Origin of the sequence: Paenibacillus oceani (assembly GCF_014705615.1) — a bacterium.
Classification (GTDB): domain Bacteria; phylum Bacillota; class Bacilli; order Paenibacillales; family NBRC-103111; genus Paenibacillus_AB; species Paenibacillus_AB oceani.
Window position 1 is genome coordinate 60,986 of sequence record NZ_JACXJA010000019.1, and the last position, 16,106, is coordinate 77,091.

A 16,106-nucleotide genomic window follows, 5' to 3' on the forward strand; every position below is an offset into this window, starting at 1 on the left:
AGTTCTTTTTCGCGTATGCGAAACGGGACTTTTTTTGGTTCCGGGCCATGGAGGCATGAGGGAAGCTGATTTCAAGGAGGAACGAAGCATGTCCGAACAGCGTGCCGGGGGAAGGCGCGATCACCTATCGGATTCGATCAAAAGCAAGCTGGCGCTGCTGCCGGACAAGCCGGGCTGTTATTTGATGAAAAACGCGGAAGGCACGATCATTTACGTCGGTAAAGCGAAAGTGCTCAAAAACCGCGTCCGTTCGTATTTCTCGGGCAGTCATGACGGCAAGACGCAGCGTCTTGTTACGGAAATAAGCGACTTCGAATATATCGTCACGGCGAGCAATATGGAAGCGCTCATTCTGGAATGCAATCTGATCAAGCAATACCATCCAAGATATAACGTTTTGCTGAAGGACGACAAGACGTTTCCCTATATCAAAATTACGCAAGAAGCGCATCCGCGGCTCGAAGTGACCCGCAAAGTGTATAAGGACAAAGCGAAATATTTCGGCCCTTATCCGAATGCGTTCGCGGCGCAGCAGACGAAGAAGCTGCTGGACCGTCTGTACCCGCTCCGCAAATGCAAGACGATCCCGGACCGGGTATGCCTGTACTACCATTTGGGACAATGCATCGCTCCTTGTGAATATGAGGTGCCGGCCGGCGAGTACGAGCGGATGGTGCAAGAGATCAGCAAGTTTCTGAACGGCGGCCATGTTGCGATTAAGGAAGAGCTGACCCGGAAAATGCACCAGGCCGCCGAGGATTTGAACTTCGAGCGGGCCAAGGAGCTGCGCGATCAGATCGTCAGCATCGATGCGGTTATGGAGAAGCAGACGATCACGATGACCGATGCGGTCGATCGCGACGTGTTCGGTTACGCCGTTGACAAAGGGTGGATGTGCGTCCAAATCCTGTATATGCGCCAAGGCAAAATGATCGAGCGGCATGTGACGCTGTTCCCGTATTACGGCGATGCGTACGAGGATTTCATTTCGTTCGTGACGCAGTATTACAGCGACAACCCGGCGCTGCCGAAAGAAATCTTTTTGCCCTCGGCGGAGGAGAAGGAAGAACACGAAGCAGAACCAGCATCGGCCTCATCCGATACGAGCGAGCAGCACAGCGAGCGCGAAGTGGCCGAATTGCTGGAGTCGTGGCTGCGGGTCAAAGTGCATCAGCCGCAGCGCGGACAGAAAAAGAAGCTGCTCGGAATGGCCGCCGACAACGCCCGTGTCGCGCTGGAGGAGAAGTTCCGGCTGATCGAACGCGACGAGGAGCGGACGGTCAAAGCGGTAGAGAGTCTGGGCGAATGGATCGGGACCGGAACGATCCGCCGGATCGAGGCGTTCGACAACTCGAACATTCAAGGGACCGACCCGGTATCGGCGATGGTCGTGTTCGTGGACGGCAAGCCGGACCGCAAAGAATACCGCAAGTATAAAATTCGGACCGTGCAAGGACCGGACGACTACGAGACGATGCGCGAAGTAATCCGCCGCCGGTACGAGCGGGTGCTGAAAGAGCAGCTGCCGATGCCGGATCTGGTCGTTGTCGACGGAGGCAAAGGACAAATATCGGCGGCTATAGACGTGCTGGAGAATGAGCTGGGCTTGTACATTCCGGTGTGCGGTCTCGTCAAGGATGCGAAGCATAAGACTGCGCAGCTGATGATGGGCGATCCGCCGGACATCGTGCCGATTCGGCGCGACAGCCAGGAGTTTTACTTGCTCCAGCGCATCCAGGAGGAAGTGCACCGGTTTGCGATCACGTTCCACCGGGAGACCCGGGCCAAGTCGATGGTCGCCTCCCAGCTGGATTCGATTCCCGGGATCGGGGAGAAGCGGCGCAAGGCGCTGCTGAAACATTTCGGCTCACTTAAGAAGATTAAAGAAGCGGCTGTCGACGATTTTCGCCCGCTCGGCATCGGCGACAAGCTGGCGCGCGACATCCTCGCCGCCCTGCACGGACCTGGGGAGACCGCCGATTCGGACGCTTAATGCGCACGGCTGAACAGCAATAGCTCTATTAACATTCTTACTTCTGCAAAACAAACCAACCTCCGAATGCCGCTGCAGTGCAGCTTCTCGAAGGTTGGTTTTTTGTTCCTAGGGCAGCAGTCTAGACGAGGTCCGGTTTCGACGTCCGGAAGCCGCCTCCGGAATCCGGCGGCGGATCGTCCGCTCGCGGCCCGGGACGCCGTGCGACCGTTTTGCCGTGCAGCCACTTGATCACGATGGCGACGAGGGCAGGCAGCGCGATATAAAACGCGCCGAGACCGACATACCCGGCTCCTCCCATGCCCATCAGCGAAAAGCTCATCAGGATGCTGTCCACGATGGCGTGGGCGAACAACGCCGTCGCAAACCCGTACTTCAGGAATGCGTAGCCGAACAAGATGCCGAGAATCGTCACTTCCACGAACCGGGTGTACACCGGGTAGATCGGATACTGCGTATGGCTGAACGCCCAGATGACGCTTGGTATAACGACGGCCAGAAACGTATTGCGAAGCAGTTTCTTAAACAGGGCGATGCCGAAAAAACGGTAAATCGCTTCCTCGGAAATCGCCGCCGTCCAGGCCATAAGCGGAAAGATCCCCGGAAGCAGCATGTTAAGCGGCGATCCGGACGGGTCGTTCACCGCCCACATATCGAACCGGTGTTCAGCGGTGAAAAACAGCAGCGACTGCACTCCTAGCAAACCGAAGGCGAGCAGGTAGCCCCGTTTCATGCTGGACAGCGTATGAGCCCCGAAGCCCGGCTCTCTCCATCGCGGCCACAGCCGTCTTCCTTGTTCCCGCCACAGCGGATCGCCGGCGGCGAACGAGAAGTAACAGATGATCGCCATGATCGTAACGACGACCGTCATCAGAATCATGGTGACGACGGCGGCTTCGGTTGAGAAGAAGGGGTCCATGCCTTCGGCTTCAAGTGTTTTGAAGGCGGGAATCATATTGATATTGTTGATCCAGTACAACACCAGAAAGGTGGCCGTTAAGCCGATCCCTCGGACGAACGAGATCTGTTTCCGGTAAGCGATCGCAATGGCGATGGCGGCCAGCCCCATGACCGATGACAGGATCAAATTCCACTGCGTCATCGCCGAGGCCGCCTGGTCCTGCCGTTTGACCCAGTCGAGATGGCTTTGCGGAATTCGGAACTCGTTATAATAGGCGGTTGCCTGCCCGCCCCGGACCTCCACTACCTTCAGCAGCTTGGCGCCGCCGATCGTACCTGCGCGATGCTCGAATACGAACCTGTGGGGCGTAGCGGCGTTCGGCCGGAGCGAGCTGTAGTCAGAGAGGGAGAGTCCGTCCTTCCGCAGCACCTCTTCGGCAATCCGGCGGCCTACTTCGACCGACGGGGCGTTCTCCCGGCTGCTCTTCCTCCACCCGATGACGGCGCCGCTTGTCATATGTACATCGACGACATATTCGGCTCCGCGCCCGTCCGTCAGATCGACGCGATAATAATCGATCGGAGCTCGTTCCTGAAACCGGGCTTTGTAATCCGCGACCCGCTTCTCCTTCTGGATATAGCCGCTCAGCAGCTTGTCGGACTGATAGACGACGAACGTGCTGGAAGCCGGATAACCGGTCAACTCTGCGATATGCGCCTTTGCGGCGTCCGCTGCCGCTTGCTTGGATACGGTCGGCATCGTCTCGGTTAGGATGTCGGGCTCTTTGTTTCCCGTAAAAAAAGACCACCAGTTGGTGATGACGAATAAGAGGATGCCGATAACAGCAAAAGTTCCCAGCATGGATGAAAACGGGCGTTTCATGGATCCCTCCCGAACTTTTTTTCTAACGTAACATACTTTTTTTCGAAATGCCACTTAAACGGAAGCAACGGAGGTAGGGACAATGAAAAGTGGCAGGCACGCTTGTTATTCGGCGGGAAGCCGCCGATTCCTCCATGTTTTTAAGCGAATGCCGGCTTTGTGCAAGCGGGTGCGGCGGGATTATAATCGAGTTCGTCAAGTGTTATTCGCTTCTGCTTCAGAGCCGCTACTGCCAGCGCACCATTATGCGAAGACCGGGCTCTAATCTGAAAAGCGGAATAAGAAACTCTACAATACGAGCCGTTTAAGGTGCGCGCATCGCAGCGGACTCTCATATCAAGCCGAATTTCTTAATGAAAACGGGGGAACCATTCAAGTAGAAGCAGCTTTGCGGTGTCCGAGAAAACCGCAAGTTTTGCTCATGGGGTGAATTTCGCAGCACCGTTCCCAGCAGCGGCAAGCGAATAGGGTGCCTTACAACCCGAATCCGTCAGCTAACCTCGTAGGCTTCAGTTTGGAAACCACACCGGACAAACGGCATTGGGATTCCAATGTCTTTTTTTGTTGTTCCTGCAAACTACGAACATGCGTAACCGGGCTGGTTGTCGTGGACACGGGAACTTATTTTTCCGTATTCGGCCAAGTCGTCATTATGCGGATCTCGCTAAGGGAACGGCTGATTCTGCAGGAAGCGATGAATCAGGTTTCGATGGAAGGGATCGTGCAGCTGACCCGCAAAGTGTTGCTGTATTCCTTAACGATTGAGCTTGCGGCCGCTGTTCGGACCGATCACGCTTGCTTATGCATTGCAGCCTAAAACGGAGAGAGAATTATATAGACATCCGGAAGGTAAAATTATTATCGGATAGGAGTAGTTTTTATAATGAAAATGAAACAATTTGGAGTGATCGGTCTGGGGAGATTCGGCTCCAGTCTCGCCCGGGAGCTGACCAACAACGGATTTGAGGTGCTCGGCGTCGACAGGGACGAAGAGGCTGTCAGCGAAATGTCTGAGGTGCTGACCCACGCGATCGTCGCGGACTCGACGGACGAAGAGACGCTGCGTTCGATCGGAATCCGCAACTTCGATTGCGTCATCGTTGCGATCGGAGACGATATTCAGGCAAGCATCATGACGGCGATTTTGCTGAAGGATCTCGGTGTCGAGATGGTCGTGGCGAAGGCGCTGTCCGTGCTGCACGGCAAAGTGCTGGAGCGGCTGGGCGTGGACCGGATCATCTATCCCGAGCGCGATATGGGCATCCGGGTTGCGCACCAGCTCGTGAACCCAAATCTGCTCGACTACATCGAGCTGTCCAAAGACTACACGATCGCCGAGATATCGGCGCCCAAATGTTTGAACGGCAAGACGCTCGAGGAGCTGAACCCGCGGGCCAAATACGGCTGCAGTGTGGTGGCGATCAACAAGAAGGACGGCGTCATTATAGCGCCGACTGCCACCGACGTTATTAATGAACGGGATGTCATGGTTATAATCGGGACGAACAAGCAGATCGAGTCGTTCGAGGAGGAGCTGGTTGGCTCATAAGGCCGGGCCGGTTCGGTTCGATTGGGACCGCCGGATCGGCCGCGGGGATGCTGCGGTTGCTGCGGGACGCTGCCTCGCGAGCGGCTTCAGCCGAGCTCGCCTTTGACTGCGGCGTAATATTCCTTCGCCTTTTCGACCCAGCGGAGCGTGGAAGCGCTCTGCATCGATTCCCGGCCGAACAGCAGCGAGGTCGTTCGGGTCGTCTCCTCCAGCTCGGGGATGCTGCGGAGTACGAGGTCGTTGTTGTTCAGCACGGTCTGGCGCAAATACGATTTCGGCAGAAGCGTAGCCGCATTGCATGTGGAGACGAGCCGCAGGATCGCTTCGAACGAATCGATCTCCATTTTAACGTCGGGATAGACGGTATACCGGTGAAATAATTCATCCATTAATATGCGGTACCACGTTCCTTTGGAAAATAAGATCATCGGCAGCTTCTGCAGCTCGTTAATATCTATGGAAGGTTTGTCCGTCCACTTATGACTCGACGGCAGGACGAGACAGAGATGGTCGTCGAACAGCGGAACGCAGGTCAGCTCCGGATTGTCGATTTTGGAGGCTACGAGCCCGAGATCGACTTTTTTCTCTTTGACGAGCGTGACGATTTCATGCGTTTTGCCGGTGATCGCTTTAATGTCCGTTTCCGGAAAATCGCGCGTGTACAGGCCGATCAGATCAGGCAGCGTGGATTGCAGTGTAGTCAGGCTTGCTCCGATCGTGATGCTTTTGCCGGACGAACGGTATTCGGCGAAGCGCTGCAGCAGCTTGCGCTCCATCTCGGCGACTTCCAGGGCGTATTCGTAACAAATCTGCCCGAGCCTCGTCAGCTCGAGCTTTTTGCCTTTCCGGTCGAACAGAAGCACGCCGAGCTCTTCCTCCAGCTGGGCGATTTTGCGCGATAGCGCGGGCTGGGAGATGTTTAGGGTCTGGGCGGCCCGGTTCAGGCTTTTATGTTCGACGACAGCGGCGAAAGCGTCCAGATTCGGCAGCATGTGGCAGTCCGCTCCTTTCATAATCAGGGGACATCGTCATTCCCGAGGAAATAGATGTGCAGAAGTGGGCAGGTACGACTCGATGTCTGGCTTCGATATAACTAAAACGCATAACGTTTAATAAAAAAACGGCACTTCCATTATAAGCTCTTTGGGAGTAACATGAAAGTTGTCAAACATTGTTCAAATTTTTAGGAGTCCCATTGTGATTTTAATCGTAGATCAGACTCTTGAAAAATCGCGGAACACGTTCGAGGCGACACGATTATTCCGCGAACCCGGGTTTAAACGGGCCTTACATTGGCAAAATAGCCATATGTAAGGTGTGCGCCCAAGCCGTTTCGGCGTACGTGACGGGGCAATGAACCGTTGTGCGGAGCGATTGGCGAAAAGGTGACATTTTGTTGACGCTTGTCGAACTCGGGAGTACAATGAGAGATGGTTTGTTTTGCACACGTTGTCATATTTCAGTAAGGGGGAACTCGTTTCCATGACCGGTAATTCGTATTACTACCGCAAGCTTCACTCGTTGCTGGGTGTCATACCCGTCGGCTTCTTTCTGGTCGAGCATCTGATAACGAACTATGAAGCGTTTAACGGCGGGCATCAGGCGTTTATCGATTCCGTGATGTGGTTGAACAACTTGCCGCTCATCTTCTTCCTGGAGCTGTTCGGCATCTGGATCCCGATCCTGTACCATGGCGTCTACGGCTTGTACGTGGCGTTCCAGTCGCGCAACAACGCATCCCGTTACGGATATTTCCGCAACCTGATGTTTACGCTGCAGCGGGTAACCGGCGTCGTGACGCTGATTTTCATCGGGTGGCACTTTTTCCAGACGCGCTTCCAGGTTACGCTCGGCAATGAAACGCACGAAGGTTTGGGCGTAGTTATGCATGAAATTTTCACGAACCCCGTTTTCTTCACGTTGTACCTGATCGGCGTTCTGGCCGCGACGTTCCACTTCAGCAACGGCATGTGGTCGTTCCTGGTCAGCTGGGGCATTACCGTCGGACCTCGTGCGCAGCGCGTATCGAGCGTCATTTGGCTGGGCGTATTCGTGATCATGTCCATCATGTTCGTTCTGACGATGGTGGCGTTCACCGACGCTTCGTTCCAGGATACTTCCGTGTTGGATTTGACGAGCAAACATTAAGGGGGAGTGAACTGACATGGCGAAATCGAAAGTTATCGTAGTGGGCGGAGGACTTGCCGGTCTCATGGCTACTGTAAAAGCCGCCGAAGCCGGTGTTCACGTCGACCTATTCTCATTAGTACCCGTTAAACGTTCCCACTCCGTATGCGCGCAAGGCGGCATTAACGGAGCGGTTAATACGAAGGGCGAAGGCGACTCCCCTTGGGAGCACTTCGACGATACGGTATACGGCGGGGACTTCCTTGCCAACCAGCCGCCGATCAAAGCGATGTGCGAAGCGGCGCCGGGTATTATTCACCTGATGGACCGGATGGGCGTTATGTTCAACCGGACGCCGGAAGGTTTGCTCGATTTCCGCCGGTTCGGCGGAACGAAGCATCACCGTACCGCGTTCGCGGGCGCCACGACCGGCCAGCAGCTGCTGTATGCGCTGGACGAGCAAGTACGTCGCTGGGAAGCGGCGGGTCTCGTTACGAAGTATGAGCATTCGGAGTTTTTGTCTGCCGTCATCGACGAGGAGGGCGTTTGCCGCGGAGTTTGCGCGCAAAACCTGCGCTCGATGGAAGTGGAGACGTTCCGTGCCGATGCCGTTATTTTGGCTACCGGCGGTCCTGGCATCATTTTCGGCAAAACGACCAACTCGGTCATCAACACCGGTACGGCTGCCAGTGCGGTTTATCAGCAAGGCGTTACTTACGCGAACGGCGAGTTCATCCAAATTCACCCGACGGCGATTCCGGGAGACGACAAGCTGCGGCTCATGTCCGAATCGGCGCGCGGAGAAGGCGGACGGATCTGGACGTACAAAGACGGGAAGCCTTGGTACTTCCTCGAAGAAAAATACCCGGCATACGGCAACCTGGTTCCGCGCGATATCGCGACCCGGGAAATTTTCCACGTCTGCGTAGACATGAAGCTCGGCGTCAACGGCGAGAACATGGTTTATCTCGATCTCTCGCATAAAGATCCGAAGGAGCTGGATGTCAAGCTCGGCGGTATTATCGAGATTTACGAGAAGTTCATGGGCGACGACCCGCGGAAAATTCCGATGAAGATTTTCCCTGCGGTTCACTATTCGATGGGCGGCATGTGGGTCGACTACAACCAGATGACGAACATTCCGGGCTTGTTTGCAGCCGGTGAGTGCGAATACCAGTATCACGGCGCGAACCGTCTGGGCGCCAACTCGCTCCTGTCCGCGATCTTCGGCGGTATGGTAGCCGGACCGAAAGCGATCGAATATATCAAAGGCCTGAGCAAGTCTTCCGAAGACGTTTCGAGCGGCGCTTTCGACCGCGAGAAGCAGAAAAACGTCGACAAGTATGAAGGTCTGCTCAAAATGGACGGAACCGAGAACGCGTATGTGCTGCACAAGGAACTCGGCGAAATCATGATCGACAACATGACGGTCGTCCGCTACAATGACAGACTTGAAGCTACGATCAGCAAAATCAAAGAGCTGAAGCAGCGTTACAAGAAAATCAACATGACGGATACGGCCCGCTGGAACAACCAGGGCGTCGCGTTTACCCGCCAGTTGTGGAATATGTTCGAGCTTGCCGAAGCGATGACGAAGGGCGCCCTGATGCGCGACGAAAGCCGCGGAGCGCACTACAAGCCGGATTTCCCGGATCGCGACGACGACAAATTCATGAAGACGACGCTGGCGAAATGGACGCCGGACGGCCCGCAAATTTCGTACGAAGACATCGACGTTTCGCTCATCGCTCCGCGTAAACGCGACTATACGACGGACAAGAAGGGTGGTCACTGATCATGGCTGAGACGAAGACGATTAGACTGCAAGTCACCCGTCAGGACGGCCCGGATTCGAAGCCGTATACGGAAGAATTCGAAATTCCATACCGTCCGAACATGAACGTCATCAGCGCGCTCATGGAAATTCAGCGGAATCCGAAAAATGCCGGCGGTTCCAAAACGACGCCGGTATGCTGGGAGTCCAACTGTCTGGAGGAAGTATGCGGCGCCTGCTCGATGGTCATTAACGGCAAGCCCCGCCAGGCTTGCTCGGCGCTGATCGACAAGCTGGAGCAGCCGGTTCGCGTCGCTCCGATGAGCACGTTCCCGGTCGTGCGCGACCTCGTCATCGACCGCCAGCGGATGTTTAATGCGCTCAAGCGCGTAAAAGCGTGGATTCCGATCGACGGCACGTACGATCTCGGACCAGGTCCGCGGATGGCGGAATCGAAGCGCCAATGGGCTTACGAGCTGTCCAAATGTATGACCTGCGGCGTCTGCCTCGAAGCGTGCCCGAACGTCAACGACCGTTCTGACTTTATCGGACCGGCGCCGTTGTCCCAGGTACGCCTGTTCAACGCTCATCCGACAGGAGAGATGAACAAGGAAGAACGTCTCGACACGCTGATGGAATCCGGCGGCATCGAAGGCTGCGGCAACTCGCAAAACTGCGTCCGCTCCTGCCCGAAAGGCATCCCGCTTACGACTTCGATCGCGGCGCTTAACGGTGACACGACGAAACAGCTGTTCAAAAAATGGCTCGGCATGTAAGACGGATGCTCCGTCTGGCCCGGCCTTCATAGATTGGCATGGCAGAGAACCTCTGATCACCGGCAGTTGCGGTGGTTGGAGGTTTTTTTGCTTATCGTGCTGGTATGTGTCGTGCGACGCAGGCCGTTTATCGCGGCATCTCAAATGTCCCCCGATTTGGGGCAGGAGGGAACCGTATAAGAGCGGTTTGTAACCTCAATTTTGCCCGAAAACTTGCTTGGGCACGAATTAAGAGCGGTTTGGAGCCGCTAATATCCTCGAAAAGGAAGGGTGCAGACGCTGCCCGTGGCTGAAATAAGCGGTACAAACCGCTTCTATTCATCTCTGTCCTCCTCATATGCCGAATATAGAGGGCGCCAGAGACTCTTATTGTACTGAAGCCCGCACGTATGAGCGGCGCGATCAACGAAGTAAAAGTGAAGGGGCTTGCAGGAGCGATGCTTTCACAGAAAACCATCCTCTTGCGGTTTTTTTCATTCAATTGACAGGTCACGCGGAGGCTGTGAAGCCTGCCGGATATCGACTCCCGCCCGATGTCCGGATGGTCTCAAAAAAGAATTGCGTTGTCATTATATATAATGTATTGTGTATATTATATGGAACATAGCCTTCGGGAGGGGTTTCCTTTGAGCGAGAAACAGTACGAGTTCCGCAGAAGACTGGAAGAGGTACATAAGCCCAACCGGCGCGATCCGGAAGCGTTGCCCGGTGAGGACGAGCTGGAGATTGACGGGAGCTGGCAGATCGTCATCCCTTCGTTCGCAAGTCCGCAGTTGCTGCATGTGGCGAAAGATTTGCAGGATTATTTTTTTACCAGCATGGGCGTATCGGTATTGCTTCGGCGCGTGGAGCGGATCGAAGAGGTTGCGTCCACCGGCAAGCAAGTGATCGTCCTGGCCGCGAAGGCGGAGCTTCCCGGAGTCGGTCATGCGCTGACGAAGACTCGGAGTTATCGTATCGTAGCGGAACGCGAGCGGATCGTCGTCTGCGGCAACGAGGACCGGGGAACCGGTCAAGGAAGCTACTTTCTGGAAGATGTGATGAATCTGCGCGAGGCGCCGTTCGTCCGTCTCCAGGATCTGACCCGCGAGCCGTTGTTTTCCCCGCGGATGATCCATTCGGGATGGGGACTCGATCATTTCCCGGATGCTCACCTGAACGCGATGGCGCATGCCGGCATCGACGCGATCCTCGTGTTCGTGAAAGGGATCGACGAGACGCCGTTCGGCTATCAGGACTTCAATCATACGATCGATCGTGCGGAACTGTTTGGACTCGACGTGTATATGTACAGCTATGTGGCCAGCCGCAAACACCCGGAGGACGAGGACGCGCTCGACTATTACGAAAGCACCTACGGCCGGATACTGGAGAAATATTCCCGGTTCAAAGGCATTATTTTCGTCGGCGAATCGTGCGAGTTTCCGAGCAAGGACCCGAACACGACCGGCATGCTCCGGCTGGAATGGCCGAAAGACAAGCCGCGGACGAAGCCGAGCCCGGGCTGGTGGCCGTGTTACGACTATCCGCAATGGCTGGAGATGATCAAGAAAGTTACCCGCAAGCACAATCCCGAGCTTGACATCGTGTTCTGGACGTACAATTGGGGCTACGTCGGCGAGGAGCAGCGGTTGAAGCTGATCGAATCGCTGCCGACGGATATTACGCTGATGGCTACGTTTGAGATGTTCGAAGTGTATGAAAAAGATGGAGTGACGTTCCGCTGTGCGGATTATACGGCTTCCTTCGAAGGGCCGGGCAAATATTTTGCCAGCGAAGCCAAAGCGGCGCATGACCGGGGAATCCGTCTGTATACGATGGCGAATACCGGAGGGCTTACCTGGGATATCGGAGTTATTCCGTATGAGCCGATCCCGTACCAATGGGCGCGCCGACATGCGGGCTTGCTGCGGTCGAGACGGGACTGGGGACTAGCGGGACTTATGGAGTCGCATCATTTCGGCTGGTGGCCTTCTTTCGTCAGCGATCTGACCAAATGGGCGTACTGGAGCCCGTCCCCTTTGCAGGAGGAGACGTTTGCGGCCGTGGCCCGGCGCGACTTCAGCGAACAGGCGGTGCCGCTTGTGCTGGAAGCCTGGAGGCACTGGAGCGAGGGAATTCGGCATATTATTCCGAGCAATTACGACCAGTACGGTCCGTTTCGGATCGGTCCGTCCTATCCGCTTGTTTTTCGCGAAAAGGTAGAAATTCCGGCGGCCTGGTACGCCCATTTCGGCAATCAGATTATCGCTCCGAATTATGGGCAGGGAAACGAGCTCGAGTCCTATAAACGGGTCGATACGGAGATCCGAAGCTTGCAGCAGATGGCCTCGCTGTGGGAGCAAGGCAACGCGAGCATCGAACGGGCGCTGGAGCAAACTCCGCCGCGGAAGCGGGAGGAAGGCATGCTGCTGCTGAACTTGAACCGGTTTATTCACCGCACCGTCTTGACCGGCATTCACACGAAGGTGTGGTGGAAGCTGCGGCATCAGCTGCTGAACAACACGGATCAGGCGCAAACGGCGGTGTTGCTGGAACAGCTGGAGCAAGTAGCGCTGCAGGAGATTGCCAACGCGGAGGCGACGATCCCGCTCGTGGAAGCCGATTCGCGTCTCGGCTGGGAGCCGAGCATGGAGTATATGACCGATCCGGAACATCTGCGCTGGAAGATCGCCCAGGTGCGGAGGGTGCTTGAGCATGAACTGCCTAATTATCGTGAGGGGTTAGGGAACAGTAGTATGTTCGCTAGTTCTTGAGTCATTGATTAATGGTTGAATGAATGCGGGCCGCTATGTCTCTTTACGGGGATTTAGCGGCTTGTTTGTGATATTGGAGGTACACATCGATTTTGGAATGGGATGTTATGATTCAGCGAATTATTAGGGATTGTCGGATTATGCCGAAAATGAGAAAATAAAATGAGTATAGAAATAAGGGAGAAGATTTAATGAAAGGATCAGAATGAGAACTACCGGAACAAGGTATAGATATAAGCGATTGTTGCTGCCTGCCCTTATTTTACTTTTTACGATTACGGCTTTAGCCGCAATCGTGTATCCGTCGACCAAACTGAAACCGTCCGGGCCAATACCGAAAATCTCGGAGGGTGTGCTGGATTTGACTGACTGGGACGAAGATCGGGACGGGACGGTGAAACTGTCGGGAGACTGGGCTTTTTATTGGAATCGATTACTTTACGATCGCGATGTGGCGGATGGCGGTTCTTCAGCGAAGCCGGACGGTTATTTTGCCGTTCCGAATGTGTGGAACAACTACAAAATAAACGAAAAATCGCTCCCCGGCTACGGATACGCCACTTATCGGCTTCAGGTCAAACTGAGAGAGGCGCCGAAAGAGATGGCACTGAATATTCCCACCTTATCGACGGCATATCGGGTCATGATCGACGGAGAAACGGTTGCCGTTGGCGGTCAAGTCGCCGAAACAAGCCTTTGGGCTGAAGCGGATTATGCGCCGCAAACCGTCGTCTTTCAACCATCTGCCGCTGAGTTTGACATCATCGTTCAAATTTCCAACTTTTTGTACGCCCGCGGCGGGATGTGGTACGAGCTGGAACTCGGTACGGATCGGCAGATCGCCATTTTGAACCGGGGAGAATACGGAATGGACATGATCGTTTTAGGCAGCGCATTTATGATCGGCATCTACCATTTCGTTATCTATCTGTTCCGGCGGACGAACCGCTCGGCTCTCTATTTCAGCATTTGCTGTCTCTTTGTTGTGCTTCGGATGCTGGTGGTAGACGAGCTTTATATCACGTTTCCGTTCCCGGATATTCCGGTCCGTCTCCTTATTTCGCTTGAGTATCTGACCTATTATGGCGGGGTCCTGTTAACAGCTCTATTTATTCGCGAGTTATACCCTCTGGAGTTTCGGTGGCGATATGTTAATGCGGTTATCGGGATTGCTGGCGCTTTTCTGCTTGGCGCCTTCGTTTTTCCGGCAGAGGTCTATACGCAATGGATCGTCTTCTTCCATTATTTCGCTTTCCTCTGCTGCTTATATTTCATTTCCGGCATCGTCCTGGCGGTCGGACGGAAGCGCGAAGGGGCCCTGCTGCAACTGGTTGGCGTGTTGTTGTTTATACTGACGATGATCCACGATATTTTGTACAACGCAAACCTGATTCAATGGATCGACAATCAGATGGTTCCGTTTGGCATGTTTTTGCTCATTTTTATTGAAGCCGCGGAATTGGCCCGGCGATTTTCAAACGCTTACCGGACCATTGAAACGATGTCGGCCAAACTCGTATCCGTGGACAAGCTCAAGGATGAATTTCTGGCTAATACTTCCCATGAGCTGAAAACGCCAATCCACGGTGTAATGAATTTATCGCAATCGGTTCTGGACAAAGCTTCGGATCGGCTAACGTTGGCGGAAGCGGAAAATTTGAAAACAGTCGTATCGGTTTCGCGGAGGTTGTCCCATCTCATTAACGATATTCTCGATTGGTCCAAACTGAAAAACAAAGAAATAGCTCTAAGGCGAAAAGCGGTCGGATTGCAGCCTCTCGTAAGCGTTGTACTGGACATGTTTCGTCACCTTGCCGGAGGGAAGCCAGTCGTATTTGTCGATCAATTACCGAAAGATCTGCCAGACGCGGATGCCGATGAAGATAGACTGACGCAGATTTTGTATAATTTGATCGGCAATGCGGTCAAGTTTACTTCGGAAGGCGAGATCGGAGTTAGCGCCCGGGAGCAGGACGGCTGGATTGAAATTTCCGTCCGCGATACCGGCATCGGAATCCCCCAGAACATGAGGGGCATTATTTTTGAATCGTTCGAGCAAACAGGCAAAGCAATTGCAGCGGAATATGGAGGTACGGGCCTAGGACTCAGTATTACCAAAAGGCTTGTCGAGCTGCATGGCGGGAAGCTTGGCGTGGAATCGGTCGAGGGCATCGGATCGGTCTTTACTTTCACCGTTCCGGCAATGGCCGGGACGCGTCCTCGCCTGAACTCCCCTCTTCCACCCCTTGCCGGTGATCGGCTAAGGGCCATGTCGGAGCTGTCCGTCAGCTCCGACATGGCTGCAGAACCCGCAAACTCTAAACGTGATTCGATACCGCTGGAAAGGGAGAGCGAATACACGATACTTGTTGCGGATGACGACCCTGTCAACCGGCAGGTGCTGATTAGCCTCCTTTCGGACGGCAATTGTTCGGTCGTCGCCGCAAGCGACGGGATCGAAGCGATTGATGCACTGCAGCGCCGACGATTTGATCTCGCGGTTATTGACTTGATGATGCCCGGCAAGTCCGGATACGAAGTTTGCCGAAGCATCCGCGAACGTTTTTCGTTATCCGAATTGCCTGTACTGCTGCTAACGGCACGAAATCAGTCGGAGGATATTTTGACCGCTTTTCAAGCCGGGGTCAACGATTTTGTAAGCAAGCCGGTGGAATCCGGCGAACTGAAAGCGCGCATCCGGACGCTGCTGGAACTCAAAACATCCGCGGCCGAAATGGTCCATTCCGAAATGGCCTTTCTGCAGGCCCAGATCAAGCCGCACTTTTTGTTCAACGCCCTTACGACGATCATGTCCGTCAGTTATACGGATGTCGATAAAGCTCAAGAACTGCTCGGCAGTCTGAGCGAATATTTGCGGAACAGCTTTGACTTTCATAATCGCGAGAAACTTGTCCCACTTCGCAAGGAGCTTCAGCTAATAGAATCCTACTTAAAAATCGAGCATGCCCGATTCGGCAACCGCCTCGAAACGGTGCTGAATATGGAAGCAGATACTGGTACTCTCGTCCCCCCGCTCGTAATTCAGCCTATCGTGGAGAATGCCGTCAGGCACGGGGCCATGGGTCAGGCGAGGGGCGGTACCGTCAAGGTTTCGATCAAGAGCTGCCCGGATCATATCGAAGTTATCGTGACCGACGATGGTCCGGGCATGCCGCAGGAAAAGTTGGCTATGCTGAAGGAGCAAAGAATCGATCTTGGCGGAGTAGGTCTCCTCAACATTGAAAGACGCTTGCTGAATATGTACGGTCAAGGCCTGGAAATCGCAAGTCGCGCGGGGCAAGGAACCTCGGTCACCTTGCGCATCCCGGAAAGGAGCAACTGACATCT

General features: G+C 54.6%; 9 protein-coding genes, 1 pseudogene and 1 riboswitch. Of the genes and pseudogenes, 8 read left to right on the top strand and 2 right to left on the bottom strand.

Going from position 1 to position 16,106, the window contains the following annotated elements; translation table 11 throughout:
• Window positions 1-88: 88 nt before the first annotated feature.
• A complete protein-coding gene (uvrC, locus tag IDH45_RS15195; RefSeq protein ID WP_190928971.1) occupies window positions 89-1,993 on the top strand; it encodes an excinuclease ABC subunit UvrC in 1,905 nt (634 codons plus the stop codon).
• A gap of 121 nt (window positions 1,994-2,114) precedes the next feature.
• Here uvrC and IDH45_RS15200 read toward each other — a convergent pair whose 3' ends face one another.
• Window positions 2,115-3,776, bottom strand: a complete 1,662-nt coding sequence (locus tag IDH45_RS15200; protein ID WP_190928972.1) for a CPBP family intramembrane glutamic endopeptidase — start codon at window positions 3,774-3,776, stop codon at window positions 2,115-2,117.
• 329 nt (window positions 3,777-4,105) lie between these two features.
• Window positions 4,106-4,300: riboswitch (cyclic di-AMP (ydaO/yuaA leader) on the top strand.
• A 59-nt stretch (window positions 4,301-4,359) separates the two neighbouring features.
• Between IDH45_RS15200 and IDH45_RS15205 the strand changes: the two are divergent.
• Window positions 4,360-4,557, top strand: a pseudogene (locus IDH45_RS15205) (Trk family potassium uptake protein); the annotation flags it as partial.
• Between the two features lie 102 nt (window positions 4,558-4,659).
• Window positions 4,660-5,325, top strand: coding sequence for a potassium channel family protein (locus IDH45_RS15210; protein WP_190928973.1), 666 nt, complete (start codon window positions 4,660-4,662; stop codon window positions 5,323-5,325).
• An 86-nt stretch (window positions 5,326-5,411) separates the two neighbouring features.
• Here IDH45_RS15210 and IDH45_RS15215 read toward each other — a convergent pair whose 3' ends face one another.
• Complete coding sequence (locus IDH45_RS15215) at window positions 5,412-6,314, bottom strand: LysR family transcriptional regulator (protein WP_190929057.1); 903 nt, start codon at window positions 6,312-6,314, stop codon at window positions 5,412-5,414.
• Window positions 6,315-6,807: 493 nt separating this feature from the next.
• Between IDH45_RS15215 and IDH45_RS15220 the strand changes: the two genes are divergently transcribed.
• The 5 genes from IDH45_RS15220 to IDH45_RS15240 all read left to right on the top strand — a co-directional run bounded on the left by IDH45_RS15220 (window position 6,808) and on the right by IDH45_RS15240 (window position 16,101).
• The gene (locus tag IDH45_RS15220; protein WP_190928974.1) at window positions 6,808-7,473 is read left to right on the top strand and encodes a succinate dehydrogenase cytochrome b558 subunit; all 666 of its coding nucleotides are present in this window, start codon (window positions 6,808-6,810) and stop codon (window positions 7,471-7,473) included.
• A 16-nt stretch (window positions 7,474-7,489) separates the two neighbouring features.
• Window positions 7,490-9,247 (top strand): succinate dehydrogenase flavoprotein subunit, encoded by a 1,758-nt coding sequence (gene sdhA, locus IDH45_RS15225; protein ID WP_190928975.1) that lies wholly within the window; start codon window positions 7,490-7,492, stop codon window positions 9,245-9,247.
• Window positions 9,248-9,249: 2 nt separating this feature from the next.
• On the top strand, window positions 9,250-10,002 hold the full coding sequence (gene sdhB / locus IDH45_RS15230) for a succinate dehydrogenase iron-sulfur subunit (protein WP_190928976.1): 753 nt from the start codon (window positions 9,250-9,252) through the stop codon (window positions 10,000-10,002).
• A 626-nt stretch (window positions 10,003-10,628) separates the two neighbouring features.
• Complete coding sequence (locus IDH45_RS15235) at window positions 10,629-12,758, top strand: hypothetical protein (RefSeq protein WP_190928977.1); 2,130 nt, start codon at window positions 10,629-10,631, stop codon at window positions 12,756-12,758.
• A gap of 352 nt (window positions 12,759-13,110) precedes the next feature.
• On the top strand, window positions 13,111-16,101 hold the full coding sequence (locus IDH45_RS15240; protein ID WP_190928978.1) for a hybrid sensor histidine kinase/response regulator: 2,991 nt from the start codon (window positions 13,111-13,113) through the stop codon (window positions 16,099-16,101).
• Window positions 16,102-16,106 lie beyond the last annotated feature (5 nt).

Excerpts from the sequence above, each read along its gene's own strand:
- IDH45_RS15200 (WP_190928972.1), bottom strand. The coding sequence starts at position 3,776 with ATGAAACGCCCGTTTTCATCCATGCTGGGAACTTTTGCTGTTATCGGC.
- IDH45_RS15210 (WP_190928973.1), top strand. The coding sequence starts at position 4,660 with ATGAAAATGAAACAATTTGGAGTGATCGGTCTGGGGAGATTCGGCTCC.
- sdhA (WP_190928975.1), top strand. The coding sequence starts at position 7,490 with ATGGCGAAATCGAAAGTTATCGTAGTGGGCGGAGGACTTGCCGGTCTC.
- uvrC (WP_190928971.1), top strand. The coding sequence starts at position 89 with ATGTCCGAACAGCGTGCCGGGGGAAGGCGCGATCACCTATCGGATTCG.
- IDH45_RS15220 (WP_190928974.1), top strand. The coding sequence starts at position 6,808 with ATGACCGGTAATTCGTATTACTACCGCAAGCTTCACTCGTTGCTGGGT.
- sdhB (WP_190928976.1), top strand. The coding sequence starts at position 9,250 with ATGGCTGAGACGAAGACGATTAGACTGCAAGTCACCCGTCAGGACGGC.